General features: G+C 66.0%; 28 protein-coding genes. 21 read left to right on the top strand and 7 right to left on the bottom strand.

The window, feature by feature from the left end:
- Positions 1–7: 7 nt before the first annotated feature.
- Complete coding sequence (gene ruvX / locus XarbCFBP7408_RS02460; RefSeq protein WP_024939388.1) at positions 8–475, bottom strand: Holliday junction resolvase RuvX; 468 nt, start codon at positions 473–475, stop codon at positions 8–10.
- Positions 468–1,034: a YqgE/AlgH family protein gene (locus XarbCFBP7408_RS02455; protein WP_047126906.1), complete on the bottom strand. Its 567-nt coding sequence runs from the start codon at positions 1,032–1,034 to the stop codon at positions 468–470. The genes ruvX and XarbCFBP7408_RS02455 overlap by 8 nt, the downstream gene beginning before the upstream one ends.
- A 333-nt stretch (positions 1,035–1,367) precedes the next feature.
- Between XarbCFBP7408_RS02455 and XarbCFBP7408_RS02450 the strand changes: the two genes are divergently transcribed.
- Positions 1,368–1,913 carry a DNA-3-methyladenine glycosylase I gene (locus XarbCFBP7408_RS02450; protein ID WP_104561063.1) on the top strand — a complete coding sequence of 182 codons (546 nt, stop codon included), beginning with the start codon at positions 1,368–1,370 and terminating at the stop codon, positions 1,911–1,913.
- A gap of 133 nt (positions 1,914–2,046) precedes the next feature.
- Here XarbCFBP7408_RS02450 and XarbCFBP7408_RS02445 read toward each other — a convergent pair whose 3' ends face one another.
- The 3 genes from XarbCFBP7408_RS02445 to XarbCFBP7408_RS02435 form a co-directional block, all read right to left on the bottom strand.
- Positions 2,047–2,721: a YitT family protein gene (locus XarbCFBP7408_RS02445; RefSeq protein ID WP_024940756.1), complete on the bottom strand. Its 675-nt coding sequence runs from the start codon at positions 2,719–2,721 to the stop codon at positions 2,047–2,049.
- Between the two features lie 285 nt (positions 2,722–3,006).
- On the bottom strand, positions 3,007–4,137 hold the full coding sequence (locus XarbCFBP7408_RS02440; RefSeq protein WP_016902355.1) for a PilT/PilU family type 4a pilus ATPase: 1,131 nt from the start codon (positions 4,135–4,137) through the stop codon (positions 3,007–3,009).
- 123 nt (positions 4,138–4,260) lie between these two features.
- A complete protein-coding gene (locus XarbCFBP7408_RS02435; RefSeq protein WP_003489919.1) occupies positions 4,261–5,298 on the bottom strand; it encodes a type IV pilus twitching motility protein PilT in 1,038 nt (345 codons plus the stop codon).
- 327 nt (positions 5,299–5,625) lie between these two features.
- Here XarbCFBP7408_RS02435 and XarbCFBP7408_RS02430 point away from each other — a divergent pair, with 327 nt between their 5' ends.
- From XarbCFBP7408_RS02430 to XarbCFBP7408_RS02400, 8 genes are all read left to right on the top strand, one after another.
- Positions 5,626–6,318: a YggS family pyridoxal phosphate-dependent enzyme gene (locus XarbCFBP7408_RS02430; protein ID WP_104561061.1), complete on the top strand. Its 693-nt coding sequence runs from the start codon at positions 5,626–5,628 to the stop codon at positions 6,316–6,318.
- Between the two features lie 61 nt (positions 6,319–6,379).
- The gene (gene proC / locus XarbCFBP7408_RS02425; RefSeq protein ID WP_104561059.1) at positions 6,380–7,228 is read left to right on the top strand and encodes a pyrroline-5-carboxylate reductase; all 849 of its coding nucleotides are present in this window, start codon (positions 6,380–6,382) and stop codon (positions 7,226–7,228) included.
- A gap of 128 nt (positions 7,229–7,356) precedes the next feature.
- A complete protein-coding gene (locus XarbCFBP7408_RS22270) occupies positions 7,357–7,848 on the top strand; it encodes a hypothetical protein (protein ID WP_146093728.1) in 492 nt (163 codons plus the stop codon).
- The gene (locus tag XarbCFBP7408_RS02420) at positions 7,829–8,254 is read left to right on the top strand and encodes an HU family DNA-binding protein (RefSeq protein WP_104561057.1); all 426 of its coding nucleotides are present in this window, start codon (positions 7,829–7,831) and stop codon (positions 8,252–8,254) included. Before XarbCFBP7408_RS22270 ends, XarbCFBP7408_RS02420 begins: the two co-directional genes overlap by 20 nt.
- Before the next feature lie 135 nt (positions 8,255–8,389).
- Complete coding sequence (locus XarbCFBP7408_RS02415) at positions 8,390–9,010, top strand: M23 family metallopeptidase (protein WP_181106775.1); 621 nt, start codon at positions 8,390–8,392, stop codon at positions 9,008–9,010.
- Positions 9,011–9,102: 92 nt separating this feature from the next.
- The gene (locus tag XarbCFBP7408_RS02410; RefSeq protein ID WP_104561055.1) at positions 9,103–9,411 is read left to right on the top strand and encodes a DUF3861 family protein; all 309 of its coding nucleotides are present in this window, start codon (positions 9,103–9,105) and stop codon (positions 9,409–9,411) included.
- Between the two features lie 279 nt (positions 9,412–9,690).
- Positions 9,691–10,011 (top strand): hypothetical protein, encoded by a 321-nt coding sequence (locus XarbCFBP7408_RS02405; protein ID WP_080639692.1) that lies wholly within the window; start codon positions 9,691–9,693, stop codon positions 10,009–10,011.
- Positions 10,012–10,066: 55 nt separating this feature from the next.
- Positions 10,067–10,663 (top strand): DUF1439 domain-containing protein, encoded by a 597-nt coding sequence (locus XarbCFBP7408_RS02400; protein WP_104561053.1) that lies wholly within the window; start codon positions 10,067–10,069, stop codon positions 10,661–10,663.
- Between the two features lie 146 nt (positions 10,664–10,809).
- Here XarbCFBP7408_RS02400 and XarbCFBP7408_RS02395 read toward each other — a convergent pair whose 3' ends face one another.
- Positions 10,810–11,352, bottom strand: coding sequence for a type 1 glutamine amidotransferase domain-containing protein (locus tag XarbCFBP7408_RS02395; RefSeq protein WP_104561051.1), 543 nt, complete (start codon positions 11,350–11,352; stop codon positions 10,810–10,812).
- A 106-nt stretch (positions 11,353–11,458) separates the two neighbouring features.
- The gene (locus XarbCFBP7408_RS02390) at positions 11,459–11,926 is read right to left on the bottom strand and encodes an SET domain-containing protein (RefSeq protein ID WP_104561049.1); all 468 of its coding nucleotides are present in this window, start codon (positions 11,924–11,926) and stop codon (positions 11,459–11,461) included.
- A 173-nt stretch (positions 11,927–12,099) separates the two neighbouring features.
- Here XarbCFBP7408_RS02390 and XarbCFBP7408_RS02385 point away from each other — a divergent pair, with 173 nt between their 5' ends.
- From XarbCFBP7408_RS02385 to XarbCFBP7408_RS02330, 12 genes are all read left to right on the top strand, one after another.
- Positions 12,100–12,558, top strand: coding sequence for an SUF system Fe-S cluster assembly regulator (locus XarbCFBP7408_RS02385; protein ID WP_016902345.1), 459 nt, complete (start codon positions 12,100–12,102; stop codon positions 12,556–12,558).
- A 16-nt stretch (positions 12,559–12,574) separates the two neighbouring features.
- Positions 12,575–14,032, top strand: a complete 1,458-nt coding sequence (gene sufB, locus XarbCFBP7408_RS02380) for a Fe-S cluster assembly protein SufB (RefSeq protein ID WP_104561047.1) — start codon at positions 12,575–12,577, stop codon at positions 14,030–14,032.
- 112 nt (positions 14,033–14,144) lie between these two features.
- On the top strand, positions 14,145–14,909 hold the full coding sequence (sufC, locus tag XarbCFBP7408_RS02375) for a Fe-S cluster assembly ATPase SufC (protein ID WP_039519836.1): 765 nt from the start codon (positions 14,145–14,147) through the stop codon (positions 14,907–14,909).
- Complete coding sequence (gene sufD / locus XarbCFBP7408_RS02370; RefSeq protein ID WP_104561045.1) at positions 14,909–16,171, top strand: Fe-S cluster assembly protein SufD; 1,263 nt, start codon at positions 14,909–14,911, stop codon at positions 16,169–16,171. The genes sufC and sufD overlap by 1 nt, the downstream gene beginning before the upstream one ends.
- On the top strand, positions 16,168–17,412 hold the full coding sequence (locus XarbCFBP7408_RS02365) for a cysteine desulfurase (protein ID WP_104561043.1): 1,245 nt from the start codon (positions 16,168–16,170) through the stop codon (positions 17,410–17,412). The genes sufD and XarbCFBP7408_RS02365 overlap by 4 nt, the downstream gene beginning before the upstream one ends.
- Positions 17,413–17,623: 211 nt before the next feature.
- The gene (locus XarbCFBP7408_RS02360; RefSeq protein ID WP_104561041.1) at positions 17,624–18,163 is read left to right on the top strand and encodes a GNAT family N-acetyltransferase; all 540 of its coding nucleotides are present in this window, start codon (positions 17,624–17,626) and stop codon (positions 18,161–18,163) included.
- Positions 18,160–18,489 (top strand): non-heme iron oxygenase ferredoxin subunit, encoded by a 330-nt coding sequence (locus XarbCFBP7408_RS02355; RefSeq protein ID WP_104561039.1) that lies wholly within the window; start codon positions 18,160–18,162, stop codon positions 18,487–18,489. Before XarbCFBP7408_RS02360 ends, XarbCFBP7408_RS02355 begins: the two co-directional genes overlap by 4 nt.
- Before the next feature lie 568 nt (positions 18,490–19,057).
- A complete protein-coding gene (locus XarbCFBP7408_RS02350) occupies positions 19,058–21,376 on the top strand; it encodes a TonB-dependent receptor (RefSeq protein WP_104561037.1) in 2,319 nt (772 codons plus the stop codon).
- Positions 21,377–21,424: 48 nt separating this feature from the next.
- Positions 21,425–22,111, top strand: a complete 687-nt coding sequence (locus XarbCFBP7408_RS02345; protein WP_104561035.1) for a Fe2+-dependent dioxygenase — start codon at positions 21,425–21,427, stop codon at positions 22,109–22,111.
- Positions 22,104–22,862, top strand: coding sequence for a tetratricopeptide repeat protein (locus tag XarbCFBP7408_RS02340; RefSeq protein WP_104561033.1), 759 nt, complete (start codon positions 22,104–22,106; stop codon positions 22,860–22,862). Before XarbCFBP7408_RS02345 ends, XarbCFBP7408_RS02340 begins: the two co-directional genes overlap by 8 nt.
- A gap of 5 nt (positions 22,863–22,867) precedes the next feature.
- Positions 22,868–23,506 carry a PepSY-associated TM helix domain-containing protein gene (locus XarbCFBP7408_RS02335; RefSeq protein ID WP_104561031.1) on the top strand — a complete coding sequence of 213 codons (639 nt, stop codon included), beginning with the start codon at positions 22,868–22,870 and terminating at the stop codon, positions 23,504–23,506.
- A 22-nt stretch (positions 23,507–23,528) separates the two neighbouring features.
- Complete coding sequence (locus XarbCFBP7408_RS02330; protein ID WP_039519819.1) at positions 23,529–24,044, top strand: DUF2271 domain-containing protein; 516 nt, start codon at positions 23,529–23,531, stop codon at positions 24,042–24,044.
- Positions 24,045–24,146: the final 102 nt, after the last annotated feature.

Below are 24,146 nucleotides of genomic sequence, written 5' to 3'. Positions count from 1 at the left end.
GGGAGTGTCAGGGAAGAAGAGTGGCTTGGTCGGGCGCGGCCAACCAGCGTTCGACGATCACCGCGGCCGCCATCGCGTCCAGCGCCTCGGCATCACGGCGGCGCTTGCGCCCGTCGGCGCGCTCGCGCGCGAAACGCTGCGCGGCTTCGACCGAACTGGAGCGCTCGTCGATCAGCACCACCGGCAGCGCATAGCGCTCGCGCAGTTGGCGGGCGAAGGCATGCGCGCGCTTGCGTGCGGGTTGGTCCTTGTCGTCCAGGGTCAGCGGGTCGCCGACCACCAGGCCGTCGGGGCGCCATTGCTTGTGCACGCGATCCAGCGCGACCCAGTCCGGGCCATTGGCATGCACATTGATGACGGCAACTGCACGCGCACCGGCGCCGAGCGCAGTGCCGATGGCCACGCCGATGCGGCGCGATCCCACGTCGAAGCCCAGCACCGTGCCATCCGGGCGGATCGCGCCCGCCTCAGGCATGCCCGGAATAATCCGTCAGCCGGAACAGATCCACGCCGATGCGCCCGGCAGCGGTCTGCCAGCGATCTTCCAGCGCGGTGGCGAACAGCACATTGGCATCCGACGGCGCGGTCAGCCAGCTGTTTTCGCCCAGTTCGAATTCCAGTTGCCCCGCGCCCCAGCCGGCGCAGCCCAGCGCCACCAGCGCATTGCGCGGGCCTTCGCCGGCCGCCATCGCTTCGAGAATGTCGCGCGAGGTGGTCAGGTAGACACCCTGCCCCACTTCCAGGCTGGAATCCCAGTCGCGCGCATCGTCGTGGATGACGAAACCGCGCTCCGGGTGCACCGGCCCGCCGCTGAGCACGACCTGCTCGCGCAGGTGCTCGTCAACGGTGTCGATGCCCATTTGCGACAGGACCTCGCCCAGCGTGTATTCGGAGGGCCGGTTGACCAGCACGCCCATGGCGCCGTTCTCGTCGTGCTGGCAGATCAGCGCGACGCTGCGCGAAAAGGTGGGGTCGGACAGCGCCGGAAGCGCGATCAGCAGTTGGTTGGCCAGAGGCGTGGGCAAAACAGACATGGCCGCATTCTAGCCGTTCGCTTCGCCGCGCGCAGAGCCGCTGCCATACTTGCTGCATGCCGGCGGCACCGGACTGCCGATGCTGCCGATGGACAGCGGCCCCGCAGACGCAGCCGGTGGCACCCGGCAGGCAAGGCCGGCCCGTTCAGATCGCGGGTGGCGGCGCGGCGCGGACCTCGAGCTGCGCCGCGCTGCGATCGATCTGCTACGGCACCGCAGTCATGTTTGCACCCACGCGTCGCCGTTCGGTCGCCATCGTGACGGGCCGGACTCCCGGCCGTTGCGCCGGCCGCTGGTCCACCTACACCTGCTCCACCTATCAACAGGCATCTCATGAGCGGCTACTGCAGCATCGCCCCGGGCCATCCGGTCCACGGGCACTACCATGATCACGAATACGGCTTTCCGCAGCGCGAGGAGCGCGAGCTGTTCGAGCGCCTGGTGCTGGAGATCAATCAGGCCGGGCTGAGCTGGGAAACCATCCTGCGCAAGCGCAGCAACTTCCAGCGCGCCTACGACGGCTTCGACGTGGACACGGTGGCCGCCTATGGCGAGAGCGACATTGCGCGCCTGCTCGGCGATGCCGGCATCATCCGCAACCGGTTGAAGGTGCTGGCGGCCATCCACAATGCGCAGGTCATCCAGCAGTTACGCGCCTCGCACGGCAGTTTCGCGCAATGGCTGGATGCACAGCATCCGCTCGACAAAACCGCCTGGATCAAGCTGTTCAAGCAGACCTTCCGCTTCACCGGCGGCGAGATCACCGGCGAGTTCCTGATGAGCCTGGGCTACCTGCCCGGCGCGCACCATGCCGATTGCCCGGTGTTTAAACGCATCCAGGCACTGTCGCCGCCGTGGCTGCAGCACGGCAAGGCCTAGCGGCTACGTCAGCGAGCAAACGCTGGCGGGGCTGCACTGCGTACAGCTGCAGTGGCAATGCGCGCATTCCGCTTCGACCTGATGGTGCAGCTGCCGGTCGCAGCGGCACCAAGGGCTTCCATAACGCGCTGGATCAAACGCCCATATAACGATGCGGGCGGTGATTGAACATCAGCACCAGGCTCAGCATCAACGCACCCAGCGCCGAGTACAGCACCTTGTCCGGGGTGAGGACGCTGAAGGCGACCAGCATCAGCATCGCATCGAAACTCATCTGCACCTTGCCGGCACTCCAGCCGCGCTCGCGCTGCAGGTACACCGCCAGGATGCCGATGCCGCCCAGGCTGCCGCGATGGCGGATGAAGAACAGGATGCCCAGGCCCGCCAGCGCGCCGCCGACGATCGCCGAAAACAACGTGCTGATGTGCGCGTAATCGGCCCAGCGCGGCAGCAGGTCGGTGAGCGCACCGCAGGCGCCTACCGCGGCAAAGGTCTTCAGGGTGAATTCCCAGCCCATGCGGCGCACGCTCAGCCAATAGAACGGCAGGTTGACCAGCACGAACACCAGGCCGAAGTTCCAGTGCAGCGCGTAATGCAGCAGGAAGGCCACGCCGGCCATGCCGCCGATCATCAGGCCGCCCTTGGCGAAGATCGCCAGGCCCAGCGAGGCCACCAGCGTCGCCAGCACCATGCCCTGCACGTCCTCGGCCACCGAGTGGTGAAACGCGTGATCGTCGGCCGGGGTGCCGGCCGAATCCGGTGGGGGCGTCAACGGACCGGAAGTCATCACTGTGCCGTCGTCGGGCAACGGCTGTTGCTCCGGACGGAGATCGGAATCGGGAAGGCTCACGGGCTGGGCACTGCGGTGGGGTGCGGATATTAGACACTATCGGCCCGCCTGGTTACATCTGAAACATCACCCCACGCGTGCGTTGCGCCGCTGCACGTTCATCGGCCATGGCGGCGCCCGCCGCCGGCATCGCGCGCGAAACAGCTGCAAGCAGCACGCTGGATCGGATCCAGCGCAGACCATCCCGCTTCCTTCCATGCACGCCCGGCCATCCGCCCCGGCGTGCAGCGCTCATGCAGGCGCTCAGCGAACCTCGGCGATCTCCACGCCATCCAGGCCCTGCGCCAGGGTCTTGGCGTCGCCGCCCTGCGACAGCTTGATGCGCAGGCGCACCTCGTTCTGCGAGTCGGCGTAGCGCAGCGCGTCCTCGTAGCTGATCTCGCCGGCCTGGTACAGCTCGAACAGGCTCTGGTCGAAGGTGCGCATGCCCAGGTTGGTGGACTCCTTCATGATCTCCTTGAGCTTGTGGATCTCGCCGTCGCGGATGTAGTCCTGCACCAGCGGTGTGCCCAGCATGATCTCCATCGCCACGCGCCGGCCGCGGCCATCCGGGGTCGGAATCAATTGCTGCGCAACCACGCCCTTGAGATTGAGCGACAGATCCATCAACAGCTGGTTGCGCCGGTCTTCCGGGAAGAAGTTGATGATGCGGTCCATCGCCTGGTTGGCGTTGTTGGCGTGCAGGGTGCACAGCACCAGATGGCCGGTTTCGGCGAAGGCCACCGCATGATCCATGCCTTCGCGGGTGCGCACCTCGCCGATCATGATCACGTCCGGCGCCTGGCGCAGGGTGTTTTTCAGCGCGTTCTCCCAGCTGTCGGTATCGATGCCGACTTCGCGCTGGGTGATGATGCAGCCCTCGTGCTTGTGCACGAATTCGATCGGGTCTTCGATGGTGATGATGTGCCCGGTGGAATTCTGGTTGCGGTAACCGATCATCGCCGCCAGCGAGGTGGACTTGCCGGTGCCGGTGGCGCCGACGAAGATGATGATGCCGCGCTTGGTCATCGCCAGCGTCTTGATCACCGGCGGCAGGCTCAACTCTTCCACCGTGGGAATACGCGTTTCGATCCGGCGCAGCACCATGCCGACCTGGTTGCGCTGATAGAAGCAGCTCACGCGAAAGCGCCCGACCCCGGACACGCCGATGGCGAAATTGCACTCGTGGGTCTTTTCGAATTCTTCGCGCTGCGACGGCGTCATCACATTCAACACCAGATCGCGGCTCTGTTGCGCGGTCAGCGGGGTCTGGGTGATCGGACTGATCTTGCCGTGCACCTTGATCGCCGGCGGCATCCCCGAGGTGATGAACAGATCCGACGCCTTCTGGTGCGCCATCAGCTTGAGGAAGGAGGTGAAGTCGATGGTGCTCATGGCGTGCTCCTTCGGAGCCGGAAATGGGGAATCGAGAATCGGGAATTGGAAAAAGCCGGGAGCCGGGACCGGTCAGGGGTGCGTGCTTTCGCGATTCCCCTTTCCCGATTCCCTATTCCCGAATCACTCGAATATCCGCTTGTCCTTGGCGTACTCGCGCGCCTGGTTGCGCGTGATCAGGCTGCGTTTGACCAGGTCCTGCAGGTGCTGATCGAGCGTCTGCATGCCGTATTGCTGGCCGGTCTGGATCGAGGAATACATCTGCGCCACCTTGTCCTCGCGGATCAGGTTGCGGATGGCCGGGGTGCCGACCATGATTTCCCAGGCGGCGGTGCGTCCGCCGCCGACCTTCTTCAGCAGCGCCTGCGAAATCACCGCGCGCAGCGATTCGGACAGCATCGAGCGCACCATCGGCTTTTCGCCGGCCGGGAACACGTCGATGATGCGGTCGATGGTCTTGGCCGCCGAGCTGGTGTGCAGGGTGCCGAACACCAGGTGGCCGGTTTCGGCGGCGGTCAACGCCAGGCGAATGGTTTCCAGATCGCGCAATTCGCCGACCAGGATGATGTCCGGGTCTTCGCGCAACGCCGAGCGCAGCGCTTCGTTGAAGCCATGCGTGTCGCGGTGCACTTCGCGCTGATTGATCAGGCACTTCTGCGAGGTGTGCACGAATTCGATCGGATCCTCGACCGTGAGGATGTGGCCGTATTCGTTCTTGTTGATGTAGTCGATCATGCCGGCGAGCGTGGTCGACTTGCCCGAACCGGTCGGGCCGGTCACCAGGATCAAACCCTGCGGCTGGTCGATCAACTGGCGAAAGATCGGCGGGCAGCCCAGGTCTTCCAGCGTCAGCACTTCGGAAGGAATGGTACGGAACACCGCACCGGCGCCGCGGTTCTGGTTGAACGCGTTGACGCGGAAGCGCGCCAGCGACGGAATCTCGAACGAGAAGTCGACCTCGAGGAATTCCTCGTAATCGCGCCGCTGCTTGTCCGACATGATGTCGTAGACCAGCGCGTGCACCTGCTTGTGGTCCAGGGCCGGAATATTGATGCGACGGACATCGCCATCGACACGGATCATCGGCGGCAAGCCGGCCGACAGATGCAGGTCCGATGCCTTGTTCTTGACGGAAAACGCCAATAGTTCAGCGATATCCATGCGCTGCTTTTCCCCTAGGCTGCGATTGGAAGGTACTCCCCGAACGGCAGTATAGCGTTCTGGCTGCCGGCGGGAAGCGGCACGCGGCCGGTTCAGGCCGGCACCGTCGGGCGCGCCTGAAGGGGTTGGTTTGGAGCCGTGGTGCGGGCACGGTCCTTGCCTGGGCCAGCGCTGCACCGATCGCCTCGCCTGAGCGCAGGCCCGGTGCGGGCGGCGCGGGCGGGCGCCATGGCGGCGGAGGTGTTGGCCGGCCCGATTCGGCGCGCCGGCTGGAAGGACGCAGCCCGGGGCGGCACTATAGCGTTCCTTTCCCGCCTGGATTGCCACGTGCCGGCTTCGTCGCTGCAGCAGATTCTCGATGCCATCCACGAAGCCGCACATCGGCACGCGCGCGCCGATGTGCGCCTGCTGGCAGTGTCCAAGACCCGGCCGGCGGACGCGGTTGCCGCGCTGGCGGCGCAGGGCCAGCGCGCATTCGGCGAAAACTACGTGCAGGAAGCGCACACCAAGATTGCCCAACTGCAGACGCTGGGATTGGAGTGGCACCTGATCGGCCACCTGCAATCCAACAAGGCCGAACTGGCCAGCCAGTGGTTCGACTGGGTGCAGACCGTGGACCGCGCCAAGCTGATCGCACCGCTGGCCAATCACCGGCCGGCCGATCGCGCCCCGTTGAATGTACTGATCCAGGTCAACATCGACGACGAGGACAGCAAGCATGGTTGTGCGCCGGAGGCGGTCGACGGCCTGGCCGCGGCCATCGCGCTGCAGCCGCGGCTGCACTTGCGCGGCCTGATGGCGATTCCCGCGCCGTTTCCCGAGCAGGCGCGCCGCATGGCGGCGTTTACCCGCATGCAGGCACTGTTCGAAGAGCTCAAGCGCCGCTACCCGCAGGTGGATACCTTGTCGATGGGCATGAGCTCGGATTTTGCCGAAGCGATCGCGGCCGGCGCGACCATGGTGCGGGTCGGGACTGCGTTGTTCGGCGAACGCGGCTCGTCGGCTACCGCAACGTCCTGACCGTCCGTTCCGATCGGCCTCGCGTAGCACATCGCCGTTTTCTCTTACTTAAGGTGTCGCAATGACTCTGCCCTCCTCGCCCGCGCCTTCTGCAGCTCCGCTCATCGCATTCGTGGGCGGTGGCAACATGGCGCGCAGCCTGATTGCCGGGCTGATCCGGCAAGGCGTACCCGCGGGCGGCATCCGCGTCGCCGAGCCGGTGGCCGAACTGCGCGATGCACTGTCGCGCGACTTCGGCGTGCAGGTCGTGGAGCAGGCGCGCAGCGCCGTGGAAGGCGCAGCCATCTGGGTGTTGGCGGTCAAGCCGCAGGTGCTGCCAGCGGTATGCGCGCAGCTGGCCGATCTTGCGCAGGCGCAGCAGCCGCTGCTGCTGTCCATCGCCGCCGGCATCACCGCTCCGCAGCTGGAGCGCTGGTCCGGCGGCGAGCTTGCGGTGGTGCGCGCAATGCCCAATACGCCCGCGCTGCTCGGTGCCGGCGTCACCGGGCTGTATGCCAATCCACGCGTCTCCGACGCGCAACGCGCGCAGGCGACCGGCCTGCTGGAGAGCGCCGGCGTTACCGTCTGGATCGACGACGAGGCGCAGATGGATGCGGTGACCGCGGTCTCCGGCAGCGGGCCGGCCTATGTGTTTCTGCTGGCCGAAGCGATGGAAGCCGCCGCGCGTGCGCAAGGACTGCCCGCCGACACCGCACGCACGCTGGTGCTGCAGACCCTGCTCGGCGCCTCGCGCATGTTGACCGAATCGGGCGAAGCGCCCGAGTTGCTCCGCCGCCGGGTGACCTCGCCCAACGGCACCACACAGGCGGCAATCGAGACCCTTCAGGCCGGCCAGTTCGAAGCGCTCACCGCCAAGGCGATTGCCGCAGCGACCGAGCGCGGCCGCAGCCTGTCGGCGGCCAATGATTAGCCAGCCTACCGCCGGACCTCCTCCAGAAGTCGACATGTTCCGCAACGGCCGGCCGTGCCGCGCGCGGGAGTACCACGGCAATTGCACGATGGAACCGTAACGACACGCAGCGCGTTGGCACCTGCCAGGTGCAGAAGATCCGGCGCACGCTGCCGTCGCCCACGGCAGCAGCGACGCAAACGCAGTGGATCGACGCATCGAACAAGGCCTTCGAAACGCGCACCAACAGCTGGCGACACCAGACATCTCCTGCAAGGCGCAGCCATGCAGCGACACTTGATCGCGGCAGCGAACGCCACCGCCAGCTGCACGCCGTGGCCAATGCGCAGCGCCGAGCATGCTGCAAAACGCACACCGGGCTTCGCGCAAACGATCTGCTGCTCTGCGTCAGACACCGTATCGCCCTGCGCATCGCAGCCGTGTCGACAGCGCTTTCGCGGAGGTTTTCTGCCGCCAGTGAACGAATCCCGGTCAAAAGACGCTTTTTTTCGGTTGTTTCATCGTTTCCCTATTGGCGGCGCGCAGCAGTTGCCCTACATTTCGCGTTGCCGACTGGGTCGGCAGACCCAACACCACCAACGATCACGGAACACATAACTCATGGCAAAAACCGCCGCTAAGAAGGCTGCCCCCAAGAAGGCAGTGAAAAAGGTCGCCGCGACCAAGACCGCAAAGCCGGCCAAGGCCGCTGCTGCCAAGTCCGCTGCGCCGAAGCCGATCAAGGAAGCGCTGAGCAAGACCGGCCTGGTCGCGCACATTGCCGAAACCACCCAACTGGCTCCGAAGGACGTCCGCGCTGTTCTGGCTACGCTGGAATCGGCCGCTCATTCGTCGCTGAGCAAGAAGGGCGCCGGCTCGTTCACCCTGCCGGGCATGCTGAAGCTGACCAGCGTCCATGTGCCGGCCAAGCCGAAGCGCAAGGGCATCAACCCGTTCACCAAGGAAGAGCAGACCTTTGCAGCAAAGCCGGCCAGCTTCAAGGTCAAGGCTCGCCTGCTGAAGAAGTTGAAGGACGCCGCGCTCTAAGCGAGCACGCCTCCGTTGTCACCAAGGCGGCCTGCGGGCCGTCTTTTTTTTGCGCGCGCGTGAGCGCCCGCGCACGCCCCCACATGCCGCTCATAGCCGCTTGCCTACCCTGCATGGTGATTCGCAACGCAGCAGGTGCATGTGACCGATCCGCCGTCTCCCCGCCCATCCACACCGCCGTCATCGGCAAGCCGCAGCCCTGCACGCCACCTGCGCCGGCTGCTGGTATCGATCGCATTGCTGTGCGCCCTGGGTGTGGCCGCGCGGTGGGCGTGGCAGTTGCCGGTTGCCGGACAACTGCGCGCCAGTTGGGAGCTGTCGCGCATGCCGCCACCCGTGCAATTGTCGGTTCCGGTCGAAGGCATGCAGGCGCGCCGTATCGCCGACACCTTCGGCGCACCGCGCGGTCGCGACCGACACCATGCCGGCGTGGACATCTTCGCGCCGCGCGGCACGCCGGTGCTGTCCGCGACACGCGGCGTGGTCAGCGCCATCCGCGATCAAGGCCTGGGCGGCAAGCAGGTCTGGGTACTCGGGCCGGCGATGGAACGCCATTACTACGCGCACCTGGACGATTGGGCTGCCGGCCTGGCTGTTGGCGATGTCGTCGAGCCCGGCACACCGCTCGGCATGGTCGGCACCACCGGCAACGCACGCGGCACGCCGCCGCATCTGCACTATGGTGTCTATGGGCGCAACGGTGCGTACGATCCACTGCCGCTGCTGCGCAAACCCGTGCCACCGCCGGCACAGTGAGCATGCTGGAACACTGCGTCATGGCCTGAGCTATCGAGGCCGTTGCTGGCTACGCCTATGGTGGAGTCAGCCCAAGGAACGACGCCCCCTCCATGTCCCGAAAACGCTATCGCATTACGGTCACGCCCATCGAGAGCGATGGCCGCCCCTGCAGCGATCGCTGCACCATCGAATTCGAACAGCGCTCGCGGGCCGACTGGATGCGGCTGCTCGAGGAGCTGCATCTGCGACGCGATCTGAGCAGCGACGAATGCGCGGCGCTGACGGTCGGCTCGCAGCTGCTGGAAGACCTGGCCGCCCGCCCGCGCGCGCAGCCAAGCGATGCACTGGAAGCCTTGCGGCCAAGACTGCAGTTGCTGCTGGAGCGCCTGCAACGCGTGCAGCCGGCCGCCGGCAGCTGAGACCGGCGTCGCGGCGACCGCTACACTGTGCGCATCGGGAACGGGAGATGCGCCATGCGTGGGTTGGGGATCGTCATGCTTGCAGCGGCAATCGCCGGTTGCAGTTGTCATCGCAGCGCAGACGAAGAAACAGGCGACGCGGCAGCGCCCTCGCAAGTCATAGCGGCGACGCAAACGCCGGGTGCCGCCACCACAGACAACACACCCGCACGATCCGCAAGCGATGCCACCCCTGAGGATGCAGTCGCGCGCGCCAACTTCGCCAAAGCAAGCGCAACCGTGCAGCGCTACCTGGGCGCGTTGCCAGGTGCGGCACGTGGCGATGCCGATGCACTGTGGAGCGGCGGTCGCCCTGCGCCGGTGCCGGACGATGCGGCGCTGCGCGGCATCGGCAATATCCAGTCGATGCGTATCAATAACGACGCGCCCATCGCACTGGATCAGGAACAGCCCCCGCGCCGGATCGAAGTGCCGGTGCAACTGATCGTGCGCACCGACACCGGCACCCAACGCCTGGTCGGCGCCTACCGGCTGCAGCCGCGCAGCGGCAGCGACGACTGGGAGATCTACTCGGCCACCCTGCACCCGGTATTGCGCTAACCCACGGTTCACCGGCACCGACTAAGGTGATCGCACCTGTTGCCGGAGTCACCCGATGAAACTGCGTTCGCTTGCCGGATCCATGCTTGCCCTCGCTCTGGCGCTACCCACGTCCAGTGCGTGGGCGACCCCGCAGATCCAGGGACACCAGATCAGCGTACAGGGCAGCGACCTGCAGCAATTCCTGGGGGGTCGCTTCCCGCAGACGCACGATGCGCTGGGCGGCCTGGTCGAGATGACGGTCAGCAATCCGGCACTGTCGCTGCCGCCGGGCGACCGGCTCAAGATGGCCTTCGACCTGGCGCTCGCCACTGCCGGCGGCACGCCCGCAGCGGTGGGCAACGTGACCCTGACCAGCGCACTGCGCTACGACACCGCCAAGCAGGGCTTTTATCTCGATCAACCCAGCATCGATGATTTCCGCCCGGCCAACGCCGGCGCGAAACTCGACCACAGCACCCGCCAGCTGCTCAATGCCTGGCTGGCCGATTACGCGCGCAAGGAGCCGATCTATCGCATCGACCCGGCCATCGCGGCGGTGATGGGCAATGTGCAGGTGGAGTCGGTCGGCATCCAGAACGGCCGCGTCGCGGTGAATTTCAACCAGAACATCGAACAGCTGGTGCCGGCCGCTGCACTGTCCGGGAAATAGGCTGACGCGCCAGTTGCAACACAGGACTTGAAATACGCCGTCATGCCGTCGCGCCGATCTGCGCAAACGGCCATCGGAGCAAGACAGAGGCCCGGCGTCACCACGCCGGGCCTCTGTTTTCATTCTTGCAACATTGCAACAGGTGATCAGGCCACCAGGGCCTTGGCCACCGCAGCGGTGAAAGCCGGGATATCGTCGGGCTTGCGGCTGGTGATCAGCGACCCGTCGACAACCACCTCCGCATCCTGCCAGCGTGCGCCGGCATTGCGCAGGTCGGTCTTGACCGACGACCACGAGGTGACGTTACGGTCGCGAACCAGATCGCTTTCCACCAGCAGCCACGGGCCGTGGCAGATCGCGGCGACCGGCTTGTCGGCACTGGCAAAGGCCTGGATGAATGCGATCGCCTTGGCGTCGCCGCGCAAGGTGTCGGGGTTGAGCACCCCGCCGGGCAGCACCAGCGCGTCGTAGCTGTCGATCTTGGCCTGATCCAGCCGCTGGTCCACCGGCACCGAATCGCCCCAGTCGGTCTTGTTCCAGGCGCGAATCTGCGCAGCGTCGCCGGGCGCAATCACATCGACCTTGGCGCCCCAGGATTCCAGCAGGCGCTTGGGCTCAATGAGTTCGGATTGTTCGAAGCCATCGGTGGCCAGCACGGCGATGGTCTTGCCGGAGAGCGAATACGACATGCGGGGACTCCTTGTTGAAAAGAAGTCCGCACGCTAGGCGTGCGCCTGTTGCGCATGAGTGAATCGATGTGTGCGCCGCGTCAGTGCGGCGCCAAGGCACCGGTACTCAGCGCTTGGGCTGCAGCATCGTGCCGGTGCAGTTCTTCGATCCGCAGCGGCATGCCCAGATCTTCTTCAGACGCGGCGTATGCCGCTCGGCCAGGGTGATGCCGTAGTTGTAGGTGAGTTCTTCGCCGGCCTTGATCGCGCGCTTGGCCTCGATGAAGATCTTGTCCTTGCTGCGGTCGTCGCCGTCGGCTTCTTCGATCACCGCTTCGCAATTGGGATTGCAGCTGTGGTTGATCCAGCGCGCGACATTGCCTTCGTAATTGGCATCCAGCACGTAGTCGTCGCTGAGCGTGAACAGGAAGGTGTGGCCGCTCTCCACATCGCCGGTGTCATCGGCATCCACTTCCGCGTGCGTGCGCAGGCGCCCCTTGTACTGGATGATGCGCTCGCCCTTGCGGAGCGCGGCGAGGGCGAACATGCCATTGCCGTGGATACGTGACTTGCGGGCGGCAACTTTGCGCGACATGAAGGGGTCCAGTGATGGGGCCGCTCATTGTGACTGCAGTGCGACGATGCGCCAAGCACAAGCGCAGCATTGGCTGCAACGGCTGCTGCTTGCCGGCGGCTGAACCAGGCAGCTGGCCCCGCCCCGGCTAAAAGCGTACAATTTCGGTCCGCTTTCGGATTGATCGCCTTCCCATGCTGCGCGTCACCAAACTCACCGATTACGCCACCGTCGTGTTGACCGTCCTGGCAGCGCGCTGCGGCCAGGTGCTCAGCGCCAGCGAACTTGCCGAGCAGGCCGGCCTGGAAGCGCCGACTGTCAGCAAGATCCTCAAGCCGCTGTCGCAGGCGGGTTTGGTCGAAGGGCTGCGCGGTGTGCACGGCGGCTACCGGCTGGCACGCGCGGCCAGCGAGATCACGCTGGTGGAAATCGTCGAGGCGATGGAAGGCCCGCTGGCGATCACCGAATGCAGCCAGGACCACAGCCAGTGCGGCATCGCGCAGACATGCGGGGTGCGTTCCAACTGGCGCCTGATCAACGACGTGGTCGGCGATGCATTGCGTCGCGTCACGCTCGCACAGATGTTGCAGCCCCTCTCTCTCCCTGGCGACAGCCGTCGGCGTTCCATTGCCGCACGCGTCGCGACCACCTGACCCTGTAGGCAGCCCGATGGCCACCGAACTTGCACCCCCGCAGAATGCCGAAATTATCGAACGGCTGGGCCGACGCTATGACGCCGGCTTCATCACCGAGATCGAATCGGACTCGCTCCCGCCTGGCCTGGACGAGAACGTCATCCGTGCCTTGTCGGCCAAGAAGGACGAGCCGCAATGGATGACCGACTGGCGTCTTGAGGCGTATCGCCACTGGCTGAAGATGCCGATGCCGGAATGGGCGAAGCTGAAGGTTTCGCCGATCGATTTCCAGGCGCTGAGTTATTACTCCGCGCCCAAGGGCCCGAAGTACGCCTCGCTGGACGACGTGCCCAAGGAACTGCTCGACACCTACGACAAGCTCGGCGTGCCGTTGCACGAGCGCGCCCGGCTGGCCGGCGTGGCGGTGGATGCGGTGTTCGACTCGGTGTCGGTCGGTACCACCTTCCGCAAGGAACTGGCCGAAAAGGGCGTGATCTTCTGCTCGATGTCCGAGGCGATCAGGGAACATCCGGAAATCGTCAAACAGTATCTGGGCAGCGTGGTGCCGGTCGGCGACAACTACTTCGCCGCGCTCAACTCGGCGGTGTTCTCCGACGGCAGCTTCGTGTTCATTCCTGCGGGCGTGCGTTGCCCGATGGAACTGAGCACCTATTTCCGCATCAACGCCGGCCACACCGGGCAGTTCGAGCGCACCCTGATCGTGTGCGAGGACAAGGCCTACGTGTCGTATCTGGAGGGCTGCACCGCACCGATGCGCGATGAAAACCAGCTGCACGCGGCGGTGGTCGAGCTGGTGGCGCTGGAAGATGCCGAGATCAAGTATTCGACCGTGCAGAACTGGTACCCGGGCGACGAGGAAGGCCGTGGCGGCATCTACAACTTCGTCACCAAGCGTGCCGAATGCCGCGGTGCGCGCAGCAAGGTCACCTGGACCCAGGTCGAAACCGGCTCGGCGATCACCTGGAAGTATCCGTCCTGCGTGCTGCTCGGCGACGATTCGGTCGGCGAGTTCCACTCGGTGGCGCTGACCCATCACCGTCAGCAGGCCGACACCGGCACCAAGATGATCCATATCGGCAAGCGCACCAAGAGCAAGATCGTCAGCAAGGGCATCAGTGCCGGCCGCGGGCAGAACACCTATCGCGGCCTGGTCAAGGTGGACCGCAATGCCGACGGCGCGCGCAACTACACCCAGTGCGATTCATTGTTGATCGGCAAGCAGTGCGGCGCGCATACCTTCCCCTATATCGAGGTGAAGAATCCCGGCGCCACCGTCGAGCACGAGGCCACCACCTCCAAGATCAGCGACGACCAGCTGTTCTATTGCCGCGCACGCGGCATCAGCCAGGAAGACGCGGTGTCGTTGATCGTCGACGGCTTCTGCAAGCAGGTGTTCCGCGAGCTGCCGATGGAGTTCGCGGTGGAAGCCAAGAAGCTGCTGGAAGTCTCGCTGGAAGGCAGCGTCGGCTGACGCCAACGGAATCGGGAGTGGGGAATGGAGAATCGGTATCGGTTCTCTTTCCTGCTCCTTGCCGCGCCAACGTCTCGCATTACCCATTCCCTATTCTCGATTCTCTATTCCCATGCTTACGATCAACAACCTCCACGCCAGCATTGCCGGCAAAGACATCCTCAAGGGCCTGTCGCTGGACATCCAGCCGGGCCAGGTGCACGCCATCATGGGGCCCAACGGCGCCGGCAAATCAACGCTGGGCAATGTGCTGGCCGGCCGCGACGGCTATGAAGTCAGCGCCGGCACCGTGCAGTTCGAAGGCAAGGACCTGCTCGAGCTGCCGCCGGAAGAACGCGCCGCCGCCGGTCTGTTCCTGGCCTTCCAGTACCCGGTGGAAATCCCCGGCGTCAACAACACCTACTTCCTGCGCGCCGCACTCAATGCGCAGCGCAAGGCGCGTGGCGAGGACGAGCTGGATTCGATGCAGTTCCTCAAGCTGGTGCGGCAGAAGCTGGCCGTGCTGCACCTGAAGGACGAGCTGCTGCATCGCGGCGTCAACGAAGGCTTCTCCGGCGGCGAAAAGAAGCGCAACGAGATCTTCCAGCTGGCCGTGCTCGAGCCCAAGCTCGCCATCCTGGACGAGACCGATTCGGGCCTGGACATCGATGCGCTCAAGAGCGTGGCCGACGGCGTCAACGCGCTGCGCTCGCCGGAGCGCTCGTTCCTGGTGATCACCCACTATCAGCGCCTGCTCGACTACATCACTCCGGACGTGGTGCATGTGCTGGCCGAAGGCCGCATCGTGCAGAGCGGCGGCCCGGAACTGGCGCTGGAGCTGGAAAAGCACGGCTACCACTTCCTGAAGGACCGCGTGGTGCCCGAGGCGGCTGCCTGATGAGCGCCCTGCTGGAATCCCTCGCCCGCGGCTTCAGCGGGAACGATGCGCGCCGGGTCGAACTCGATGCCGCGCTGCAGGCCGGCCTGCCCGGCCCGCGCGCCGAAGCCTGGAAATACACCTCGCTGCGGCAGCTGGAGCGGCGCAGCTTCCAGCCCGCGCCGCTGGTGCCGACGCTGATCGATGCCGCGCTGCTGGACGAGATCCCGTCGCCGCGGCTGGTGTTCGTCAATGGCCGCCCGTCCGACGCATTGAGCGACCTGTCGACACTGCCGGACGGCGTGCGGCTGGACACCTTGTCTGCGTCGCTGGCCGCCGGCGACGAGGCGCAGCAATTGCTCGGCCGCCGTTTCGACGGCAGCGATGAAATCTTTGCGCGCCTCAACGCCGCACTTGCAGACGAAGGCGTGCTGGTGCGCGTGCAGGACGGCGCGCAGATCGAGGCGCCGCTGCATCTGGTCTTCATCGGCGTGGCCGGCGAGCACGACCTGTCCTGGCACCACCGCCACCTGATCGAACTGCGCGCCGGCGCGGCACTGAACGTGGTCGAGCACCACCTGCATGTCGGCGATGCCGCGCATCTGCACAACAGCCTGATGCATGTGCATCTGGCCCAGGATGCGGTGTTGTCGCATGCGCGCGTGCAGGCCGACAGTGCGCACGCAACGTCGCTGCTGCGCACCGATGCGGTGCTGGCGCGCAATGCGCGCTACCAGCGCGTGGATCTGGAACTGGGTGCCAACCTGTCGCGCCACGAGCTCAACGTGCGCCTGGAGGGCAACAATGCCCAGCTCACCGCCAATGGCGTGCTGCTCGGCAACGGCCGCCGCCATGTCGATACACGTCTGGGCATCGCGCATATCGCACGCGACACCACCTGCGAGCTGGTCTGGCGCGGCGTGGGCGCCGATCGCAGCCGGGTGGCCTTCCACGGCGGCATCAACATCCGTCCGGGCGCCGATGGCACCGACGCGCGGCTGTCGAACAAGAATCTGCTGCTGTCGGCCAACGCCGAGATCGACACCCAGCCGGTGCTGGTGATCGATGCCGAGGAAGTGCAGGCCGCGCATGGCGCCACCGTCGGCCAGCTCGACGACAATGCCTTGTTCTATCTGCGCTCGCGCGGTCTGCCGCAGGCCGAGGCGCAACGCCTGCTCAGCGCCGCGTTCTGCCACGAACCCTTGCGCGTACTGCCACCCGCCTTGAGCGCCGTGCTGGCGCTGCAACTGGACCGTGCATTGAATTCGGCAGGCGTGGCATGAACATGTCGGCAATTCCGCACAGCGCGGTACCCGACTGGGACCGCGTGCGCCTGGATTTTCCGCTGCTGATGCGGCAGGTGCATGGCAAGCCGCTGATCTATTTCGACAACGCCAACACCGGCCAGAAGCCGCTGCAGGTCATCGCCGCGACCGACGAGTTCTATCGCCGTCAGAACGCCAATGTGAGCCGCGCAGTGCATGCGCTGGGCACCGAGGCCACCGACGCCTTCGAAGGCGCGCGCAGCAAGCTGGCTCGCTTTCTCAACGTGCGCGCCGACGAACTGGTGCTGTGCAGCGGCACGACCTTTGCGATCAATCTGGTGGCCTATTCCTGGGCGCTGCCGCGCCTGGGCGCCGGCGATGTGATCCTGATTTCGCGCATGGAGCACCACGCCAACATCGTGCCGTGGCAACTGGTGGCGCAACGCACCGGCGCGACCATCCGCGTGGCCGAGATCACCCCGGACGGCGCACTGGATCTGGACGCCTTGCGCAAGGCGATGACGCCGGAGGTCAAGCTGCTGGCGATCACGCATGTGTCCAATGTGCTGGGCACGGTCAATCCGGTGCGCGAGATCTGCCGCGAGGCGCGCAAGCGCGGCATCGTCAGCGTGGTGGACGGCTCGCAGGCGGCGCCGCATCGGCGTATCGACGTGGCCGGCATCGGCTGCGATTTCTACGCCATCACCGGCCACAAGATGTGCGGGCCCACCGGCACCGGCGCGCTGTGGGCACGGCGCGAACACCTGCAGGCAATGCCGCCGTTCCTGGGCGGCGGCGAAATGATCAAGGAAGTCAGTTTCGAGGGCACGGTGTTCAACGATGCCCCGCACAAGTTCGAAGCCGGCACGCCCAACATCGCCGGGTTCATCGGCCTGGGCGCGGCAGTCGATTACCTGGAGTCGGTCGGGCTGGCGCACGTGGAAGCGCGCGAAGCCGAGCTGCTGGCGCATTTCACCGAAGAACTGCAGCGCATCGACGGCCTGCGCATCTTCGGCACCACGCCGGACAAGGCCGCGGTGGTGTCGTTCCTGATCGAAGGCGCGCATGCCCACGACCTGGCCACCCTGCTCGACCTGGAAGGCGTCGCGGTCCGCTCGGGCCAGCACTGCGCGCACCCGCTGCTGCAGTACTACGGCGTCGCCGCCACCTGCCGCGCCTCGCTGGCGTTCTACAACACGCATGACGAGATCGAGCGCTTCGTTGCTGCGTTGGTGAAGGTGCGTCGGTTGCTGGGTTGATTGGAATCGGGAATCGGGAATGGAGAATCGGAAAAGCGGCTCTCCCGCATACTGGTGCAGTTCGACATGTTGGAAGTAGCTCATCGAGCGGCGCAACGCTTTTCCCGATTCCCGATTCCCGATTCCCGATTCCCGATTCCCGATTCCCGATTCCCGATTCCCGATTCCCGATTCCCGATTCCCGATTCCCGATTCCCGCTAAACTGCTCCCATGCTGACTACCACCTTTCGTACGGCCACCGTCGACGACATCGACGCCCTTGTGTCGCTGGTGACCTCGGCCTATCGCGGCGATGTCAGCCGCGTTGGCTGGACCAGCGAGGCCGACTTTCTCGACGGCGCGCGGATCGATCCTGCAGTGCTGCGCGAGGACCTGTTGCGCGACCGCAGCCTGGTGCTACTGGTCGAACAGGACGGGCGCCTGCTGGCCTGCGCGCATATCGCCGACGACCACGGTGCCGGCTACTTCGGCATGTTTGCGGTGGAACCGTCGCTGCAGGGCAGCGGGCTGGGCAAGACGCTGCTGGCCGAGGCCGAGCGTATTGCCTACACCGAGTGGCAGCTGCCGGTGATGCAGATGACGGTGATCGACATCCGCGACGAGCTGATCGCGTTCTACGAGCGACGCGGTTACCGCCGCACCGGCATCCTCAAACCGTTCCCGTATGGCGACGCGCGTTTCGGCGTGCCGCTGCGTCAGGATCTGCGCTTCGAGGTGCTGGAAAAACCGCTCGGCGGCGCAGCACCGTGAGCGACACCTGGACCTTTGTCTGCGCCAGCGAGGCGCTGCTGCCCGGCGAGTTGCAGACCGTCTGGGACGAGGTGACCGACACCCCGATCGTCATCTTCAACCTCCACGGCGAGCTGTACGCGCTGGAAGACCGCTGCAGCCACGAAGACTACGAATTGTCGCCGGGTACGTTCGACCCGGCAGAAGGCAGCATCGAGTGCCTGCTGCACAGCGCCCGCTTCGACATCCGCGACGGCCGCCCGCTGTGCGCACCGGCCTACACCGCGGTGCCCAAGTTCCCGGTCAAGCGCGAACACGGCGGCATCTGGACCCGCGACGACCGCTGACACCAGCCGGCCCCGTGCGTGACACGGTCGCCATGAGCGCAGACCGCTCAGGACGCTGATCCGCAGTCCCGTCCCGTCCGGTGCGTGCCCCTGGCGTGCGCAGATCCGCGCCGCGCAGGAAAAAGACGCGCTGCCACGCCAGCGAGCTCGACCAGCCTTGCTAGCGGCACCCCGCTCTGCCAGCAAGCGCAAACACGTGCAGTTCCCTGTACAACCCGGCATTGGCCACCGCAGCGGCTGACGCCTCAAGCAGCGCAACTGCCTCGTGCGTGACACCGTCCGACAAAGATTGCAAAGAAGAATGATTTGCATTTAATATCGCAACCCTTCAGGCCTTCTTAACAACTGGCCTGCCCTGCGATCCCCATGCGCCCAGCTCTGCTCGACACCTTTTTCCCGATCCTGCCCCGCATGCGCCTTGCTGCGCAGCGCCTGTGCGTGTCCGGAGACTGGTCCGGCCGACTGGCCGCCTCGGGCTAGCGGGCGCGCATTCCCCGATCCGCTTCCCTTCCCGCATCCGCCGAGCCACCGCCAGGCCGGAGCCTCGCTTTCCTCTTCGAGACGCCTCATGACTCCCAGGATTTCCCCACTCACCTCGGCCGTGTTGCTGACGCTGTCCGCTCCTGCCCTCGCCCAGCCTGGCGATGCGCCGGCGCCTCCGGGCGCGGTCGATCTGGACGCCATCCGGGTGCAGCAGGAACGCGCGCAGAAGCCGTCCTCGCCCAAGTACACCGAGGTGCTGCGCGACACGCCGCAGACGATCACCGTGGTCACCAAGCAGACCATGGACCAGCAGAATCTGCTGTCGCTGCGCGACGTGCTGAGCACCCTGCCCGGCATCACCTTCGGCGCAGGCGAAGGCGGCGGTGGCTATGGCGACAGCATCAACCTGCGCGGCTTCACCGCCAGCAGCGACATCACCACCGATGGCGTGCGCGACAGTGCGCAGTACAGCCGCAGCGACACCTTCAACCTGGAAGCGGTGGAGCTGATCAACGGCGCCAACTCGGCGATGTCCGGCGCCGGCTCGGTCGGCGGCAACATCAATCTGGTCACCAAGACCGCCGGCCAGGGCGACTTCACCAACGTCGTGGTCGGTGGCGGCAGCGACCGCTATGGCCGGCTGACCGCCGACAGCAATTACGACTTCGAAAACGGCACCGCCGTGCGCCTGAACGCGATGGGCCACACCCAGGACGTGCCGGGGCGCGACGAGGAGTTTCGTCATCGCTGGGGCTTTGCGCCGTCGGTGGCGTTCGGCCTGGGCTCGGATACCCGCTTCACCCTGAGCTACCTGCACCAGCACGACAACAACCTGCCGCAGTACGGCGTGCCGTTCGCACTCAGCCCGTTCAACGACGGCCCGCTGCCGGGCGTGGACCCGGAAACCTTCTTCGGTTACCGCAATACCTCGCGTCAGGAAATCGACGTGGACATGCTGACCGGCGTGCTGGAAATGGATTTCGACGACAACGTCAAACTGCGCAGCCTGGCGCGCGTGCAGCGGGTCGACCAGACCACCAATGCCACCGCACCGCAGGGCACCTGGTGCCTGCCCAACGGCACCGACCCGTACACCGGCCGCGCCTGCGTCGGCCAGCCGGCCGCCAGCTGGAACCCCAACAGCGGCCCGCGTGGCCTGGTCCGCGAGACGGAAAACTTCATCGCGCACAGCCAGACCGACCTGACCGCCACCCTGCACACCGGCGCCATCGAGCACCGCGTGGTCGCAGGCGTGGCCTTCAGCAAGGAAGACTTCGAACTCGATAGCGGCACCACCTTCCGCAATGCCGATGGCTCCACCACCGGCATCACCTACCCGGTGCAGTCCTTCGACAATCCGTACAACATCTGGACCGGCCCGCAGAATTATTTCCGCACCGGGCGCAGCAAGGGCAGCCTGACCAATCAGGCGGTGTACCTGTTCGACACGTTGCAGTTCAACGAACAGTGGATGCTCAACCTGGGCGGCCGCTACGAGCACAACGAAGGCGACAGCACCACCTACACCGTCAACGCCGCCGGCAACGTCACTGGTGTGAGCGCGGGCTTCCCGGCCGGCAGCGAAGAGGACCTGTTCTCGTATCGCGCCGGCCTGGTGTTCAAGCCGGCCGAGAACGCCAGCCTGTATCTGTCCTACGCCAACAGCAAGACGCCGTCCAAGGCCTCGGTCAACGGCTCGTGCACGCCGATCGCCACGGCCACCGCCGGCGCCAACTGCAATGTCGAGCCGGAAACAGCGGTCAACATCGAACTGGGCGGCAAGTGGGACGTGCTGGACCAGCGCCTGGCACTGACCGCTGCGCTGTTCCGCAACGAGCGCGAAAACTACAAGGTCAACAGCGGCGATCCGCTGATCCCCGAGCAGGTGCTGGACGGCAAGGCACGCGTGGACGGCATCGCGCTCGGCGCCACCGGTTACCTGACCGAGCGCTGGTCGATCTTCGCCAACTACACCTTCCTGGACAGCGAAGTGCTACAGAGCGTGTCCAACCGCACCGAGAGCCTCACCGGCGACCCGGTGGCCGGACGCGACCTGGTGCAGACCCCGCGCAATGCCGGCAACATCTGGACCACCTACACGCTCAATCAGTGGACCTTCGGCTACGGCGTCACCTACCAGGGCGGTTTCTATCCCAACAACGCTTCGGCCGCGGCCTATCGCAAGACCGACGACTACTGGGTGCACCGCGCGATGGTCGGCCTGCGCGTCAACGACTGGCTCAGCCTGCAGTTGAACGTCAACAACCTGTTCGACGAGGAGTACTACACCAGCGTGCGCAACAACCTCACCGTCAATGCGGCCGGCACCGTCACCGCCGGCAATGGCTGGGCGCTTCCGGGCGAAGGCCGCTCGGCGGTGTTGAGCGCCACCTTCAGTTTCTGACCCACTGGCACGCCGTCCGCACAACCCGGGCGGCGTGGAGACCACCGCATGTTGCTGCCCATTCCCGATGTTCTCAGCACCGCCCAGCTCGCCGAGCTGCGTGCGCGGCTGGACGCGGCCGACTGGGCGGACGGCCGCATCACCGCCGGCCATCAGTCGGCGCAGGCCAAGGACAACGCACAACTGCCCGAAGACAGCGCCGTCGCACGCGAGGCCAGCGCGCTGGTGCTGGACGCGCTCTCGCGCAGCAGTACGTTCTTTTCGGCGGTCTTGCCGCGGCGCATCTATCCGCCGTTGTTCAATCGCTACAGCGGCGGGCAGTCGTTCGGCTACCACGTCGACAACGCGATCCGCTACGACCGCAGTCGCGGCGGCGCGGATCCCGTGCGCACCGATGTCTCGGCCACCTTGTTTCTCAGCGACCCGGACAGCTACGACGGCGGCGAGCTGGTGATCGAAGACACCTACGGCACGCAGTCGGTAAAGCTGCCGGCCGGGCACCTGGTGATCTATCCCGGCACCAGCCTGCATCGGGTGATGCCGGTGACCCGCGGCGCGCGCGTCGCCTGTTTCTTCTGGACCCAAAGCATGCTGCGCGACGATGCGCAGCGTCGCCTGCTGTTCGAACTGGACGTGTCGATCCGGCGGCTCACCCAGGACACCCCCGGCCACCCGTCACTGATCCAGCTCACCGGCGTCTATCACAACCTGTTGCGGCAATGGGCCGATGTCTGAGCCCGCACTGGACCCGGCACAGCTGATCGAGCTGCTGCGCACGCAGCCCGATCGCGCGGTCGCGCTGCTGCGCAAGGCCGCCGAGCGCCAGGATCTGGCCGCGCAACTGCTGCTCGCCCAGCTCTACGCCGAAGGCCGCGGTATCCCCGCCGATCCGGGCATGGCGATGCTGTGGTACGAGGTCGCCGCCAATGCCGGGCATGCGGAAGCGATGAACCAGCTGGGGCGCTGCCACGAACTGGGTTTCGGCACCGCGTGCAACGCGGTGCTGGCGGCGCTGTGGTACCGCCGCGCCGCCGAGCATGGGCTGGATTGGGGCATGTACAACCTCGCCCATCTGTACGGCTCCGGCCGTGGCGTGGCGCAGGACCACGCGCAGGCGTTGGCGCTGTATCGCACCGCCGCCGACTGCGGGCATGCCAAATCGATGAACTTCGTGGCGCGCTATCTCGAACAGGGCCTGGCCTGCGCTGCCGATCCGGTCGCTGCGCGCCACTGGTACCGCCGCTCTGCCGAAGCAGGCGATTTCCGCGGCCAGGCCGGTTACGCCACCTTGCTCGCGGACGCCGGCGACATCGACCAGGCCGAGCGATGGATGCGCCGTGCGATCGCCGGCGGGCATGCCGGCTTCCTGCAACAGCTCACGCCGTTGCTGGCGGGTGCAACGCAACCGCGTCTGCGCGCCTTGCTGAGCGACGTGGCCGCGCGGCAATCGCACCTGCAGACGTCGCTCGCAGCGGGTGCGGCCTGAGCACCATGGCGACCTCCAACGACACCCTTGCCACCACCCAGCAACGCCGCGGTTTCTGGCTGCGCATGCTGCATCAATGGCACTGGATCAGTTCGGCGCTGTGCCTGATCGGCATGCTGCTGTTCACCATCACCGGGCTGACCTTGAACCATGCCGCGCGCATCGAAGCCAGCCCTTCGACCGAACACCGCACGCTCACGCTGCCGCCGGCCCTGCTCAAGTCGCTGGGCAGCCGCGAAGAAGGCGATGCCGCGCTGCCGCCACGCGTGGCGCAGTGGCTGGGGCGTGAGCTGGACATCAGCATCGGTAACCGTGCCGGCGAATGGTCGGCCGACGAGGTGTATCTGGCGCTGCCGCGTCCTGGCGGCGATGCCTGGCTGAGCCTGGACCGCAGCACCGGCGCGATCGAATACGAGCGTACCGGGCGCGGCGCCATCGCCTATCTCAACGATCTGCACAAGGGACGCAATGCCGGGCCGGCCTGGGGCTGGTTCATCGACGTGTTCGCCATCGCCTGCCTGGTGTTCTGCATCACCGGGCTGTTCCTGCTGCATCTGCATGCGCGCCAGCGCCGCATGACCTGGCCATTGGTCGGCCTGGGTCTGCTGATTCCGTTGCTGCTCGCCCTGCTGTTGATCCACTGACTTTTTCCTACCGGAGACGATCATGCGCGCCACCCTGACCATCGCCCTGAGCGGCCTGCTCGCCATGCCGGCATACGCCGCCACGCTCGACATCAACGTCGAGATCCCCAAGCTCAACGTCGCCGAATATCACCGCCCGTACGTGGCGATCTGGCTGGAAGGTGCGGACCAGAAGGTCGCCGCCAATCTGGCGGTCTGGTATCAATCCAAGGACACCGCCGAAGGCCACGGCACCAAGTGGCTGCCGGACCTGCGCCAGTGGTGGCGCAAGAGCGGGCGTACCCTCGAGGTGCCGGTCGACGGCGTCACCGGCCCCACCCGTCCGGCCGGCGCGCATGCGCTGTCGTTCTCCGACACCAAGGGCGCGTTGAAGTCGCTGCCGCCCGGCCAGTACACGCTGGTGGTGGAAGCTGCGCGCGAGGTCGGCGGCCGCGAGTTGGTCAAGGTGCCCTTCACCTGGCCGGCAAAGTCTGCGCAGACTGCCAAGGCCAGCGGCAGCAGCGAGCTCGGCGCCATCTCTCTGGTCGCAAAACCCTGAGCCCTGCGCAGCTGTCGGCGGCCGCACACAACATGCTCGCCAAGCGCCGGCGCAGATGCGCATTGCATCGCTTCGCTAAACACACTCCGCTTTCCACGCATC

The sequence above is a fragment of the Xanthomonas arboricola pv. guizotiae genome (genome assembly GCF_002940205.1).
Lineage (GTDB): Bacteria > Pseudomonadota > Gammaproteobacteria > Xanthomonadales > Xanthomonadaceae > Xanthomonas > Xanthomonas arboricola_C.
Note: the sequence above shows the minus strand (reverse complement) of the source record. Positions and strands in the feature narration are given on the sequence as shown.